General features: G+C 67.3%; 13 protein-coding genes and 1 tRNA gene. 8 read left to right on the top strand and 6 right to left on the bottom strand.

The features are described from left to right. The 3 genes from QK444_RS05090 to QK444_RS05080 all read right to left on the bottom strand — a co-directional run. Nucleotides 1-823 (bottom strand): PP2C family serine/threonine-protein phosphatase (locus QK444_RS05090; protein ID WP_282777534.1); only part of this gene is annotated, 823 nt, incomplete at its 3' end. Further along, nucleotides 820-1287, bottom strand: coding sequence for an FHA domain-containing protein (locus QK444_RS05085; RefSeq protein WP_282777532.1), 468 nt, complete (start codon nt 1285-1287; stop codon nt 820-822). The genes QK444_RS05085 and QK444_RS05090, both read right to left, overlap by 4 nt. Before the next feature lie 193 nt (nt 1288-1480). Further along, nucleotides 1481-2821 carry a DUF3662 and FHA domain-containing protein gene (locus QK444_RS05080; RefSeq protein WP_282777530.1) on the bottom strand — a complete coding sequence of 447 codons (1341 nt, stop codon included), beginning with the start codon at nt 2819-2821 and terminating at the stop codon, nt 1481-1483. Nucleotides 2822-3099: 278 nt separating this feature from the next. On the opposite strand from QK444_RS05080, the gene QK444_RS05075 reads away from it, so the two are divergent. Next, nucleotides 3100-3185 (top strand) — tRNA-Leu (locus QK444_RS05075). 43 nt (nt 3186-3228) lie between these two features. Here the strand turns inward: QK444_RS05075 and QK444_RS05070 are convergent. Further along, the gene (locus tag QK444_RS05070) at nt 3229-4245 is read right to left on the bottom strand and encodes a helix-turn-helix domain-containing protein (protein WP_282777527.1); all 1017 of its coding nucleotides are present in this window, start codon (nt 4243-4245) and stop codon (nt 3229-3231) included. 125 nt (nt 4246-4370) lie between these two features. Here QK444_RS05070 and QK444_RS05065 point away from each other — a divergent pair, with 125 nt between their 5' ends. The 3 genes from QK444_RS05065 (at nt 4371) to QK444_RS05055 (ending at nt 7327) form a co-directional block, all read left to right on the top strand. Continuing rightward, nucleotides 4371-5252, top strand: coding sequence for an NAD(P)-binding domain-containing protein (locus QK444_RS05065; RefSeq protein WP_282777526.1), 882 nt, complete (start codon nt 4371-4373; stop codon nt 5250-5252). Further along, on the top strand, nt 5249-5746 hold the full coding sequence (locus tag QK444_RS05060) for a pyridoxamine 5'-phosphate oxidase family protein (protein WP_282777524.1): 498 nt from the start codon (nt 5249-5251) through the stop codon (nt 5744-5746). The genes QK444_RS05065 and QK444_RS05060 overlap by 4 nt, the downstream gene beginning before the upstream one ends. A 132-nt stretch (nt 5747-5878) precedes the next feature. Continuing rightward, on the top strand, nt 5879-7327 hold the full coding sequence (locus QK444_RS05055) for a hypothetical protein (RefSeq protein ID WP_282777538.1): 1449 nt from the start codon (nt 5879-5881) through the stop codon (nt 7325-7327). Between the two features lie 599 nt (nt 7328-7926). Here QK444_RS05055 and QK444_RS05050 read toward each other — a convergent pair. Beyond that, complete coding sequence (locus QK444_RS05050; RefSeq protein WP_282777522.1) at nt 7927-8973, bottom strand: stage II sporulation protein M; 1047 nt, start codon at nt 8971-8973, stop codon at nt 7927-7929. A gap of 241 nt (nt 8974-9214) precedes the next feature. Between QK444_RS05050 and QK444_RS05045 the strand changes: the two genes are divergently transcribed. Continuing rightward, complete coding sequence (locus tag QK444_RS05045) at nt 9215-9397, top strand: hypothetical protein (protein WP_282777536.1); 183 nt, start codon at nt 9215-9217, stop codon at nt 9395-9397. A gap of 11 nt (nt 9398-9408) precedes the next feature. Next, entirely contained in the window at nt 9409-10047 is a 639-nt protein-coding gene (locus QK444_RS05040; protein ID WP_282777520.1) for a Fic/DOC family protein, read from the top strand. 692 nt (nt 10048-10739) lie between these two features. On the opposite strand, the gene QK444_RS05035 is transcribed toward QK444_RS05040, so the two are convergent. Then, nucleotides 10740-10967, bottom strand: a complete 228-nt coding sequence (locus QK444_RS05035; protein ID WP_282777519.1) for a hypothetical protein — start codon at nt 10965-10967, stop codon at nt 10740-10742. A gap of 515 nt (nt 10968-11482) precedes the next feature. On the opposite strand from QK444_RS05035, the gene QK444_RS05030 reads away from it, so the two are divergent. Further along, nucleotides 11483-12358, top strand: a complete 876-nt coding sequence (locus tag QK444_RS05030; protein ID WP_282777517.1) for a hypothetical protein — start codon at nt 11483-11485, stop codon at nt 12356-12358. A gap of 107 nt (nt 12359-12465) precedes the next feature. After that, entirely contained in the window at nt 12466-13278 is an 813-nt protein-coding gene (locus tag QK444_RS05025) for an RDD family protein (protein WP_282777515.1), read from the top strand. Nucleotides 13279-13287: the final 9 nt, after the last annotated feature.

The raw sequence follows: 13287 nt of genomic DNA, 5'->3' as shown, positions 1-13287 counted from the left end.
GCGGCGGTCTCATGGCGGCGGCCCGCCCGGCGGCGGTGTTCGGCGGGGGAGTGTCCTCGTCCTCACCGGAGGCCGCGCCCGCCACGATGGGGTGGCTCTGGCCGTAGTCGAGGTCGATCACATCGGCGACCACGACGGTCACATTGTCGGGACCGCCGCTGCGCAGCGCCAGTTCGATGAGCCGGTCGGCCGCCTCGTCGGTGGTGCCCTCGCGCAGGGTGTTGCCGATGGTCTCGTCGCTGACCACGTCGGACAGGCCGTCCGAGCACAGCAGGTAGCGGTCACCGGCGCGGGCCTCGCGCACGATGAGCGTCGGCTCGATCTCGTTGCCGGTGAGCGCGCGCATGATCAGCGAACGCTGCGGGTGGGTGTGCGCCTGCTCCGGGGTGATGCGCCCCTCGTCCACCAGCGACTGCACGAAGGTGTCGTCCCGGGTGATCTGGGTCAGCTCGTCGTTGCGGAACAGGTAGGCGCGGGAGTCGCCGACATGGGCGAGGCCGAGTTTCTTGCCCGCGAACAGGATGGCGGTGAGCGTGGTGCCCATGCCGTCGAGTTCGGGTTCCTCCTCGACCTGATCGGCGATGGCGGCATTGCCCTCGCGCACCGCGCGGTCGAGCTTGCCGAGCAGATCGTCGCCGGGTTCGTCGTCGTCGAGATGGGCCAGGGCGGCGATCATCAACTGCGAGGCGATCTCACCGGCGGCGTGGCCGCCCATCCCGTCCGCGAGCGCGAGCAGCCGCGCACCCGCGTAGACGGAGTCCTCGTTGTTGGCTCGGACGAGACCGCGGTCGCTGCGCGCTGCGTAGCGGAGAACAAGTGTCACGATCGGAGCTCGATCACTGTCTTGCCGACACGGACGGGGGTGCCGAGCGGAACCCGCACCGGCGTGGTGACTTTCGCGCGGTCGAGGTAGGTCCCATTGGTGGAACCGAGATCCTCGACGTACCAGTCCTCACCACGCGGCGACAGGCGCGCGTGGCGGGTGGAGGCGTAGTCGTCGGTGAGTACCAGCGTGGAATCATCGGCCCGCCCGATCAGCACCGGTTGGGTGCCGAGAGTGATGCGGGTGCCGGCGAGTGAGCCTTGAGTCACCACGAGATATTTGGCGCCCTTCTGGCCCCGGCGAAACGATGGCAGCACCGCGGAACCACTCGGGGACCGTGGCGCGACTCTGATGCCGGATGCCGCGTAGATATCGCTGCGCAAGGTCCGGAGCACCGCCCACACGAACAGCCACAGCAGCAGCAGGAACCCCGCACGGGTCAATTGCAGGATCAATCCCTGCACGGTGCTCCACCTCCTGTTCGACCGTGTTGTAGGTACGGTTCGTCGACCCCCAACCGGTGTTGCCTGTCAGCACGGGCCGGGTTTCGCCACCGCGTGAGTGTTGGCAGCATCATAGGGCCGTAGACCGGTTGCGATCACGATACGACCGAGGATTCTCGGGCCATATCGTGACCTGCACCGCGAGCTTACGGGATCAGACGATCCGGATCAGGATCTCGGAATGCCCGGCGCGGATGACATCCCCGTCGGCGAGCTGCCAATCCTGCACCGGCGAGCCGTTGACCAGCGTTCCATTGGTCGAACCGAGGTCGGAGAGCATGGCTGTCTGGCCGTCCCAACGCACCTCGATATGGCGACGGGACACCCCGGTGTCGGGAAGCCGGAAGTGCGCGTCCTGGCCGCGGCCGATGATGTTGGATCCCTCACGCAACTGGTAGGTGCGACCGCTGCCGTCGTCGAGCTGGAGGGTGGCCGAGTAGCTGGAGCCGCCGTGCGGCGGGGCCGCCGGAGCCTGTCCGTAGCCCTGCTGGCCGTAGCCGGGTTGCTGCCCGTAGCCCTGCTGGCCGTACTGGTCGTCGGGTGCGTAGCCGCCCTGGTCGTAGCCGGGGTCCGCGTAGCCCTGCTGGCCGTAGCCCGGGTCGGCGTAGCCCTGCTGCTGGCCGTACGCCTGGTCGTAGCCCTGCTGGCCGTAGCCGCCCTGGTCGTAGCCCTGCTGGCCGTACCCCTGGTCGTAGCCCTGCTGCTGTCCGTAGCCACCCTGGTCGTAACCCTGCTGGTAGCCCTGCTGGTCGTAGCCGGGATCGGCGTAGCCCTGCTGGCCGTAGGCGGGGTCGGCGTAGCCCTGTTGCTGGCCGTACGCCTGCTGGTCCGCGTAACCCTGCTGGCCGTAACCCTGCTGGCCGTAGCCGCCCTGGTCGTAACCGTTCTGGTAGTCGCCGTAGCCCTGATCAGCGTAACCCTGCTGGCCGTAGCCCTGGTCGGCGTAGCCCTGCTGGCCGCCCGCCGGAGGGGGTGCGTACCCACCGCGGCGTGGATCGGACTCCGCGGCGTCACGGCTGGGGTCGTAGCCTGAGTTCTGCGTCATGGGGCCAGCTCCTGGTTGCGGGTGTTCGGGTCGTTGTGGTCGTTCAGAGGCCGGTGGTGGGCCGGTCCGACGGCCCACGTCCGGGTCCACCCGGCCGCGGGTTCTGAACTGTCCGGTGTGCAGCGTAGGTGATGCCTCGAACGCCACGTGCACTTCGCCGTAGGTCTGCCACCCCTGCTCGCGGATGTAGTCCTGCAGATGTTTGGCGAACGCGCGGGTGGTCAGATCGTGGTCGGCCTCGAGTTGCCGCAGGTCCGACTCGTTGATGGTGATGGTGTAGCTGTTGGGTGCCAACAGGTGTCCACCGTCGAGTTCCTGGATGTGATCGGTGGCCTCGCGCTGGAGGGCCGACTCGACTTCCTGGGGCACGACGCTACCGCCGAACACGCGGGCGAAGACATCCCCGACAGCTCCCTGGAGGCGACGTTCGAACCGCGAAACGATACCCATCGCCCCTCCTCCCGGGTCATGACGCTCCCTCGAGAGCGAGCGTTTCTCGTGTCGTGGTCTGCAGACGCCGTGTCATGCACGGCGCGTCCGATACGGCGACACGCGAGAAGGGCGTGTCGCCGTAGGGACACGGTGATTGCATGATATCCACGATCGTCCACACCTGTAACTCTTGGCGAAAGCCCCTGGTTCCCGCCCGGTCCGCAACTTGGTGTACGGCCGGTCACCAGGCGATTTCGTTTTAGGGCATACCCCGTGATAACTTTTTCACGTCGCTCGGGCGAGTGGCGGAATGGCAGACGCGCTGGCTTCAGGTGCCAGTGTCCGTAAGGACGTGGGGGTTCAAGTCCCCCCTCGCCCACCAGATGAGGAGCTCGATCCGGATTCCGGATCGAGCTTTTCGCATTTCAGGCGACGTTCGTCTCGTGGGATCGGGTCTCGTGGGGCTGGCAGGGGAAGCTGCGGCGGTAGCCGCCGGGGGAGACGCCGAGCCGCTCCAGGAAATGGTGCCGCAGATTGTTGGCGGTGCCGAGGCCGCTGCGTTCGGCGATCTTCTCGATCGGCAGGTGGGTGGTCTCCAGCAGCATCCGGGCGCGGGCCAGGCGCTGGTTCAGCAGCCATTGCAGCGGCGTGGTGCCGGTCGTCTCCTGGAAACGGCGGTAGAGGGTGCGGGGGCTGACGGCGGCGCGGCGGGCCAGGTCCTCGACGGTGAGCGGCCGGTCCAGCCGGGTGCGCGCCCAGTCCATGACCGGCGCGAGGGCGCGGTCGTCGGTCTCGGGCACCGATTCCTCGATGAACTGGGCCTGACCGCCCGGCCGGTGCGCGGGCACCACCATGCGCCGCGCCAGTTGATTCGCCACCCGGGAGCCGAGGTCGCGGCGCACCAGGTGCAGGCACAGGTCGAGGCCGGCGGTCATCCCGGCGCTGGTGAGGACATCGCCGTTGTCCACGTACAGCACCGAATCATCCACGCGCACTTCGGGATAGCGCTCGGCCAGCTGCGCGGTGTGCATCCAGTGCGCCGTGGCGCGGCGGCCGTCCAGCAGTCCGGCCTCGGCCAGGGCGAAGGCTCCGGTGCACAGCGAGACGATGCGGGCGCCGGCGGCGTGCGCGGCGCGCAGGGCGTCGATCAGATCGGGTGGCAGCGGCTTTCCTTCATCGACACAGTCGTCCGGCACCGATGGGACGATCACGGTGTCGGCACCCACCAGACCCTCGAGCCCGTAGGGGGTACGCAGTGTGAAGCCTGGTGAGCCGGGTTCGCTCCGATCACCGGTGCCGCACAGTCGCAATTCATACCAGGTGGGGGACAGGTCCGGCTGTAGCTTTCCGAAAACCGTTGCCGGAATGCTCAATTCGTAGAGATCCCAGGTGGGCACGCCGATGTCGGCGGGAACGACCAGGGCTACGGAACCGACGCTCATACCCGTCAGCCTATGGCAGGAATTTGGTGATACCCGGCATTCGTGTCACTGGTCGGCTCCCGCACGGGCTGCGAATGTTGATCCCGGTCGGCCAAGAATCGTTGAAACCTCAAGGGAGACAAGAGATGAACACCACACCGCAGTCCGTCACGGTACTCGGCCTGGGCCAGATGGGCTCGGCGCTGGCCGCCGCGCTGCTCGATCGCGGCCACCGGGTCACCGTGTGGAACCGGTCGGCGCACAAGGCCCAGGCGCTCGTGGACCGGGGCGCGGTGCTCGCCGCCGATCCGCGCCGGGCGGTGGAGGCGAGCCCGCTGGTCCTCGTCTGCGTCTTCGACCAGGAGGCGATGCGGGAGCTCACCGATCCGATCGTGTCCGAGCTGGCGGGCAAGGCGCTGGTCAACCTCACCTCGTGCGGTGCCGAACAGGCCCGTGCGGCGGCCGAATGGTTCGGCGCGCGCGGTGTCGACTATCTCGACGGCGGCATCATGACCACCCCGCCCGGCGTCGGCAGCTCCGAGGTGATGTTCCTCTACAGCGGTGCCGCCGCCGCGTTCGAACCGCACCGCGAGACCCTCGCCGCCCTCGGCGATCCGCTCTACCTCGGCGCGGACGCCGGTATCGCCGCCCTCTACGACTCGGCGCTGCTGAATCTCATGTGGTCCACCATGACCGGCTGGCTGCACGGCGTTGCCCTGGTCGGCGCGGAACAGGTTGCGGCACAGGAGTTCACCCCCATCGCGATTCGCTGGCTGGCCACCGTGAACTCCTTCCTCACCCGCTACGCCACCCAGGTGGACGAGGGCAGCTACCCGGGCGACGACGCCACCGTGGACGTGCAGATAGCGACCATCGACCATGTGCTGCACGAGGAGTCGGCCCGCGGCATCGACACCGCCCTGCCCGAACTGCTCAAGTCCACCATGCTGCGCGCCCGGGAATCAGGGCACGGTTCGGACAGTTTCGCCAGTGTGATCGAAGTTCTCCGGAAGGGAGTCGCCTCATGAGCGCCAAGGTCGCCCGATTCGAGGATCTGGAAAGCGAATTCAACGCCTACGTCGGCTCCATCAACTACGCCACCATGGTGACGGTCGACGCCCGCAACCGCCCCCGCACCCGCGTCCTGATCCCGGTGTGGGAAAAGGTCGACGGCGTACCCCTCGGCTGGCTCGCCACCTACCGCACCCCCGTCAAGGAGAAGCACCTGGCCGCCAACCCGCACACCAGCTTCTCCTACTGGAAACCCGGCAACAACTCGGTGGCGGTGGAGGCGACCGCCGAAGGCGTCGACGACATCACCCTCAAAACCCACGTCTGGGACCTCTACCGCCGCACCAGCCCCCGCGGCGCGGGCTACCACCTCGGCCAGTTCTGGCACGGCCCCGACGATCCCAAGCTGCGCGTACTGCGCCTCACCCCGTGGCGCATCCAGGTCATCCGCGGCACCGACCTGCGCAGCCGCATCTGGCAGCCGCCCGCCCGGGCGGAGTTGGCGTCGTAAGTCCAGACCCGGTCCCACTGGCCGGGGCCGGAGTGGCGTATTGCCCGAGGACCCGGTAGCGGTCGGGCAGTATCGGCGGCTGTGTCAGCACGGAGAATCGGACTGTCGGCATTGGGGCTGCTGGCGGTCGGCATGTTGGGGGCTATCGCGGCGGGGCCGGGGGCGGCGGCTCCCGGGTGGGGGCCGTTGGCGGAGCCGAATCCATATCTGGGGCCGGTGGGTACGGCGACCATGCACGGGGATGCGGGGTCCTCGGATGTGGTGCCGTATCCCGGGCCGGGGACCGGTGCGCGGGGGATCGGGGTGTATCCGTTGGGGGCGGCCTGTCCGACGCTGTTGCAGGGGTCCGACGGGTTGGTGGTGGCGCTGTGTACCGGGGTGGTCGACCGTGCGCCGGTGGTGCATCTGATCGATCCGGCGGATTCGGGGCTGCTCGGTACCGGGTCCGGGGGTCCGGCCACCGGATCGGCGGGGCTTGCCAGTGGGTCGGCGGGGGTGCTCACCGGGTCGCTGGCGCAGCTGAAGCTGACCAAGGGCGGGCTGCTCGGTGGCGTGTACGCCTATCTCGACAATGCCGATCGCCTCGTGGTGGTGGACGGCACCCGGAAGCTGCTGCGCATCGCGCACGAGCGCAGCGGAGCCGGATGGGAACTGCGCGTGGTCGATTCGGTGGATCTCTCGGCGGCCATCCCGGACGGTGACAGCGTCACCGGGCTGGTGCCGGACTGGTCGGGCACGGTCTGGTTCGCCACCGCGCGCGGCATCGTCGGCACGGTGACGCTCGGCGGTACCGTCGCAACACTCGGGTTGCCCGCGGGGGAGCAGGTGGCCAACAGCATCTCGGCCGCGCCGAGCGGGCGGGTCGCGGTGGCGACCACGCACGCGCTCTACGAATTCGACGCCGACGCCGCCGGGCGGCCGGTGCAGTTGTGGCGCGCGGCCTACGACCGGGGTCCGGCGCGCAAGCCTGGGCAGCTGTCCTGGGGGACCGGTTCCACGCCCACCTACTTCGGGCCGAGCACCGGGGCCGACTATGTGACGATTGTCGACAACGCGGCGGAACAGGTGAGCCTGCTGGTATTCCGTTCCGGCAGCGGTGAACTCGTGTGCACCCGGCCGGTGTTGACGCGCGGCGGGGCGGGTAGTGAGAACTCGCCCGTCGGCATCGGGGAGTCGGTGTTCGTGGCCTCCACCTACGGGTATCCGTATCCGGCGGTGCCGGAGGGCGCGGGTCCGGCGGAACCGGCGTCGGCTCCCTTCGTCGGCGGTATGACGCGGGTGGATGTGGACGGCGGCGGCTGCCGCACGGTGTGGGAGAACACGGTGCGCAGTTCCGCCGTGCCGCATCTGTCGGCGGGCGACGGACTGCTCTACACGGTGGGCCGGGTGGGTCTGCCGGTCACCACTCCGCTGGACGGTTACGCGTTCACGGTCGTGGACCCGCATACCGGGGAGGTCGTGAGCGAGCGCGGGCTTCCGTCCACGCTGCTCGCCGATCCCTTGCAGACCTCGCCGCTGCTGCTGCATTCCGGCGATGTGCTGCAGGGGACCACGACGGGCATAGTCCGGATCGCGGGCTGAGGAAAACCGCAGGTCGCGGTGAGATGTGACGAAGATCGCAGTGCTGCTCGGCAGCCCCCGGTCGGGGCGTTGCCGGGCGGCGGCGGATGGGTGCGCGACCGGTCGGTGAGAGCGAAATTCGATTGCCGCCGGACGGCACTCGGGGTAGCCACCACCTTTTCGGTGACTTTTGCTAGACGTGCGTACGGCCTTAGCTCTGTTAAACGGACTTAGAGTTTGTTTCAAATCTGGCGAACGGCAGGCAATAGCCTCTTGCTCTCGGAAAACACCAGATGAACGCGGGTTGATCGAGTTGGTGGCGAGATTTGTCCGAAACCGAAGCAAACGTTCAGGCGGGGTTCACACCAAGCGGTCCTTAGGGTCGCTCGCCGGTGGCGCGGAAGTTGCTACGAAACGATCACGGTGATCGTTACCTAGCCTCGAAAACGGGGAAGCTGGAAATTAGCGATCTTGCCGGATCACCCTCCCTCGCCGCCTGATTCGCCTGGTCGGCTTATACGCCCGCGGTCCGTGTCGAGGGTTGCGTCGGCATAACGATTGTGTAGAGTTGTCGGCAACGCTGGCCGCAGCTGAGCTGGACTCGCTGCGGCCAGTGGAAATCAATTCCCGACCGCTGCCGCCGAGGTCGAAGGCCCTGACACCGCAGCCGGATCCGGTCCGATCCCCATCGAGTAGCTCGACATGTGCTCACTCTGGTCCTCCGCCAGTGCCGCCCGGCGACCCACGCCGAACACGTAGCCGAGGAAGATCAACTCCGCCAGCAGGCCGACCCCGATGCGCAGCGGATCAGGCAGCTGACTCGGGGTCACGAAACCCTCGATCAGACCGGACACGAACAGCACTACCGCCAATCCCACTGCGATCACGGCGGTTGCCCGGCCTTGGTGGGCGAGCGCCTGCACCCGGCTGCGTCGCCCCGGATCGACCAGCGTCCACCCCAGCTTCAGCCCCGCGCCGCCTGCCACGAAAATGGCGGTGAGCTCCAGCATTCCGTGCGGGAGGATGAAGGTGAAGAACGACTCCAACCGTCCCGCGTTCCCCATCATCCCGGCGGTAATGCCCAGGTTCACCGCGTTCATGACCAGCACGTAGACCGCGGGCACCATGAGGAATCCGGTGAACAGCGCGATCGCGGCCACCCACGCGTTATTGGTCCACACCTGGGCGGCGAACGCGTCGTTCGGATGTTCGGAGTAGTAGGACTCGAACGCCCCACCCGGCCCGGTCAGCTCCGGCGCGTTCTCCGGCAGCCCGAGGGTGCGCCGCGCATGCGACGATTCGGCCACCCACCAGGCCAACACCGTCGACCCGAGCAGGAACGCCGCCGCCACCCCCGCCCACCAGCCCCACGCCCTATACACCGCCAGGGGAAACCGGTGCGTGAAGAAGTAACCGATCTCCTTGCCGATCTCGGTGCGCGCACTCAACACCCGTCCCCGCGCCCGGGTCAGCATGGCCGACAACCCGGCGATCAACTCCGCATCGGCCCCCTGCGTCTGCAACGCAGCCAACTGCTGCGAGGTGACCCGATACAGCCGCACCAGTTCATCGGTCTCCGCCCCCGACAACCGCTTGCGCCGGGTCGCGAGCTGATCGAGCCGCTCCCAGGACTGCCTGTGCACATAGGTGTACGCGTCCAGATCCATCCACTGCCCTCCTGCCGCACGGCTGAGGAAAGACTATCGGCCACGCCCCACGTACCCGCCCGACACGGCCAGCACCCGCGGTGGGCGTCGGTGGATCTGACACCGTCTGCGAGCATGTTCGGCGGCAGCATGGCAGGCATGAACGCTCACTCACGCCGACCGATTGAAGTTGGGCAGCGAATCGACACGATGTCAGTTCCGTCGACTACTCTGGAGGCAGGTGACGAAAGGTGGTGTTGAGGTGAGCGACGTGAGGAGCGTCAAGAAGCGAGTGAAGGTTGTGCGGGCGATCCGCCGTAGCACTGAGCTCGAAGGTTCGCGCAGTACGAATGCCACCCGCGCCGACCAGGTTGCTTACGCTCGCGGCACAATCACTGCGGCTGAGCTGAGCGCTCGCGTCCGCAGTCGGTACAACGTCCAGTAGTCGGACGAGGAATGCCGCATCCTTGGGACGTCGGCGATCTCGAACGGAACTGGCAGGGCTATTTCATCCCTGGAACGAACGTTCTTAGAAATCGCGTCGGTGCCCGAACGCTCGAAGCGTTGCAGGACGCGGAGAACGACCTCGTCGAGGCGCGTGTGATTGAACTCCGCGAGGCTCCCGACCTTCTGGGTGACCGCTCGTATGACTTGGCGTACCTGAAAGCGATCCATCGCCAGCTCTTTCAAGACGTGTACATCTGGGCAGGACATGTGCGGACTGTCGGCATCGAAAAGGGTAGCGAGTCCTTCTGCCCACCAAGCTCCATCATCCAGCCGATGGAGCATGTCGCCTCTGAGATTTACCTTCTCAAGCAGCTCAAGGCTGTTCCCGAGGCAGATCTCGCGCGCAGGATCGCGTACCTGTACGACTACACGAACTTCGCCCACCCCTTCAGGGAAGGTAATGGTCGTGCTACTCGCGAGTTCTTCAACCTTCTCCTCTCCGAACGGGGTGCCGGACTCGACTGGAATAAGACCGACCTGGCCGAGTTGCACGGTGCCTGCCACGCGGCGCGGGCCGAATCCGACCTAACCGGGTTGATCGCGATGTTCGCAAAGATCCTCGATGCTGAGCCCGCATACGACTTCTAATCGCGCAGCCATGGAATCGATCTCGTCCCGGCGCGAGGGGTAGGTAGATAGCTAGTGTGTCAATCCGTCCGAACCCGGCCAGGCCCTTCCAAGCAATCGTGACCCGGACACACCTACGGTTGTGTATGTAAGAGTGGTGTAGCAGCTCGTAGTAGCCCGGCCGGTGCGGCATCCGGGCAGTCCTGAGTGTCGTCAGGATTCCCTAACAACGGCGTCATGATTCGCAGAAGGAGCCGCGCGGCGCGTTCACGACTGCCGATCCATCCGGGCCTGTGACCACTGCACGCCGATGCTCCGGAGAGGAGAGGCGGTGCGAAGACGGCTGCCGTACAGCGATGTACCCGATCAATAGGTGCGTCCCGAATCCGGTGTGATCCTCCCCGCCTCCACCAGCGTTCGCCACGCCACGGTCTTGCGTGGACACTCGCCGACCCGACACGACCGGTGCCACTGCATGGTTCGCTGCGCCTCGGGTTCTCCCATCGGTCGGTCGGGCGCATCATGCGGGTACCCGGCCGGCCACACGGCCGCGTCTATCGCGCTGCTCTCCTCCCGCAGCCGTCGCCGTATCTCGGCCACGCTGCGCCCGTCCGGCGTATGACGCGGCCAGAACCACGCCACCGCGTACGCGGCCGCGGTCAACACGAGTGCGGCAACCACACCGATCGCGAACACCCACCACGACATGGTGATCACCGAATCTCGGTGTCCACGACCCACAGTGGATCGATGTCGATCGGCGCGAACGCCACGGCGGCGAGCGCGGCCCTCGCATCGGATTCGAGGTCGTCGATGCTCATTTCCCAACCGTCATCACCGATGAGCGACCATGAGCCGTCGATGCGCTGGAGGTAGCGAAAGCCGCTGGATGCGGCGCGTGCTGTGCCGTCCTCGCTGTCGCCTCGCGCGGATTGATCCATTGCCGTCCCTTCCGCTGTAGGTGGTTGGGGCCGCACCACCGGGGGAGCGCTACCGGGCGATGACAACACCCTGACGATGCGGCTACCGGAAGCGTCGTGCGGTCTCGAGTCGCGCGGTAGCGTTGCAGCGTGGCCATGGTGTTGCCAACGAATCAGGCGGCACCGCAACGCTGCTCGGCACGGTCGCGCGAGGGGGCGGAATGGAGGAGTGGCAGGTATTCGGTACCGAGCTTCGGAAGTTCCGAACGCGAGCGGGTCTGTCGGTGCGCGGACTGGCTGGCTTGCTGCACTACGACCCGGGTGCGCTGTCGCGCCTCGAGAACGGCAGGCGCAAACCTCCCGCCGATCTGGTCCGGAAGCTGGACGGCGTCCTCGGAGCCGATGGGGTACTCGAAGCCGTCTACGACAGCGTCATCACCGAGACAGCCGAAGCCGATCGATCGACACAGCTGGGTCTGCGGGAATCCGCCGCGCTGGCGGAGCGACGCTACATCGATCGCGCCTTGGCGAGGGATATGGCCGAATTGCTCTCCGAGACGCGGAGACTCGAGGATCGAGTCGGTTCCGAACTCGTGCTGCCGGTGAGTCTGCGGCAGGCGCGCATATCTTCGAAGCTGGCTACCGAGGCCCGGGGCGCGGTGCGGACCGAGGTGGTCGACTCCGCAGCGGGATGGCAGCAGTTTCTCGGCTGGCTCCACGCCAACCTCGGCCACCATCGAGCAGCCGTTCACCACTATCGCGCGGCACTGGAGCTGGCGACGGAAAGCGGCAATCGAGACATGATTTCCACCGCCCTGTCCATGCGGGGACATGTCGCGTGGATGGCGGGCGAGATCGACTGCATGGTCGGTTTGTCCCGCGCCGCACAGCGCGATGCTCGAGTACTCAGTCCTACCGTGCTCGCGCTGGCCGTGCAGCAGGAAGGCCGCGGTCTGGCGATCGCGGGCGATCTGGACGCTATGGAAGCAAAGCTCGACCAAGCGGCCGACCTGATCGCTCGAGGCGACCCGAAACGGCCCGACGCCCAGTACTTCTACTCCGACGCCCTGATCGAAATGCAGCGCGGGCTGGCCTACCGCCTCGCGCGCCAGTGGGGTAAGGCACTGGAATCACTCGAGGCGGGTCTGTCGAGCTTCGACCCCGAGATGCTGACATCCGAGTGGGCAACCTGGTACGTCGCGGAATCGGCCTGCGCACTGGCCGGTGTCGGAGAACCCGAACTCGCCAGCCAGCGTGCACTCGACGCCCTTCGGGTCGGTGCCGCAACCCTAGGTTCCCGACTGATCGGATTCATTCGTGTGCTTCACCGGGAGATGTCGGCGAAATGGCCGATGAATACTGACGTCGACGTGCTGGGGGAGGCGCTGCGGCAGCTCCCAGCCGGGCGCTGAACGCGTACCGGGGGACGGGGTATTCACCCAGCGGACCGGGCGCGGTCGCGTGACACGGCGCGCGCGTGTTGCCTCGCCGCGCCTACGTGGGAAGAATGCGAGTCATCATGGCCCTATTCACCACCGGCGAGGCTGTCGCCGTCGAACTGCCGGTCGCGCGGCTGCCCGCGCGGGCGGTGGCGTTCGTGATCGACCTGGTGGTGCAGTTGGTGGGTGGGCTGCTGCTGATCTTCGTGGCGGAGATGGTGTTGGCCGGGCTGAACGCGGATTCGGCGTGGGAGGACGCGGCGCTCATCGTGATCATCGTGGGGGTGCTCATCGGGTATCCGGTGGCCTGTGAGACGTTGACGCGCGGGCGGACCGTGGGCAAGTTGGCGCTCGGGCTGCGGGTGGTGCGGGCCGACGGTGGGCCCGTCGATTTTCGGCATGCGCTCACCCGGGGGCTGGGCGGCATCGTGGACTTCTGGATTCTCGGCACCGGGCTGATCGCGATTCTGGTGTCGCTGTGTTCGCCGCAGGCGCGGCGGGTCGGTGACATTCTGGCGGGCACGGTGGTCGTGCACGGGCAGACCCGGATTCCCTATGTGGGGCTCGCGGTGCCGCCGCCCTGGCTGCTGGCCTGGTCGCGGCAGCTCGACGTGTCCGGGCTGTCCGACGAATCGGCTCGTGCTGTGCGCCAGTACCTGCTGCGCTTTCCCGGCCTGACACCGCCGGCGCAACAGCAGCTCGGCGCGGCGCTGCTGCACACGGTCTGCGCGGAGCTGGCCATGCCCGTGCCCGTGGGCCATCCGCCCATGCACATCCTGGGTGCCATCCTGGCCGAACGCCAGCGCCGGGCACTACCCGCGCCGCCCGCCGCACCGGCTGTGCCGTTCCAGCCGGAAACGCAGTGGTCGCGGCCGGTCGCGACGCACGTCTGAGATACGACG

It is taken from the genome of Nocardia sp. CC201C, from assembly GCF_030010695.1.
GTDB lineage: Bacteria > Actinomycetota > Actinomycetes > Mycobacteriales > Mycobacteriaceae > Nocardia > Nocardia otitidiscaviarum.
This window is presented reverse-complemented; position numbering and strand designations above follow the sequence as displayed.

Excerpts from the sequence above, each read along its gene's own strand:
- QK444_RS05080 (WP_282777530.1), bottom strand. The coding sequence starts at position 2,821 with ATGGGTATCGTTTCGCGGTTCGAACGTCGCCTCCAGGGAGCTGTCGGG.
- QK444_RS05070 (WP_282777527.1), bottom strand. The coding sequence starts at position 4,245 with ATGAGCGTCGGTTCCGTAGCCCTGGTCGTTCCCGCCGACATCGGCGTG.
- QK444_RS05065 (WP_282777526.1), top strand. The coding sequence starts at position 4,371 with ATGAACACCACACCGCAGTCCGTCACGGTACTCGGCCTGGGCCAGATG.
- QK444_RS05060 (WP_282777524.1), top strand. The coding sequence starts at position 5,249 with ATGAGCGCCAAGGTCGCCCGATTCGAGGATCTGGAAAGCGAATTCAAC.
- QK444_RS05055 (WP_282777538.1), top strand. The coding sequence starts at position 5,879 with ATGTTGGGGGCTATCGCGGCGGGGCCGGGGGCGGCGGCTCCCGGGTGG.
- QK444_RS05050 (WP_282777522.1), bottom strand. The coding sequence starts at position 8,973 with ATGGATCTGGACGCGTACACCTATGTGCACAGGCAGTCCTGGGAGCGG.
- QK444_RS05040 (WP_282777520.1), top strand. The coding sequence starts at position 9,409 with ATGCCGCATCCTTGGGACGTCGGCGATCTCGAACGGAACTGGCAGGGC.
- QK444_RS05035 (WP_282777519.1), bottom strand. The coding sequence starts at position 10,967 with ATGGATCAATCCGCGCGAGGCGACAGCGAGGACGGCACAGCACGCGCC.
- QK444_RS05030 (WP_282777517.1), top strand. The coding sequence starts at position 11,483 with ATGGCCGAATTGCTCTCCGAGACGCGGAGACTCGAGGATCGAGTCGGT.
- QK444_RS05025 (WP_282777515.1), top strand. The coding sequence starts at position 12,466 with ATGGCCCTATTCACCACCGGCGAGGCTGTCGCCGTCGAACTGCCGGTC.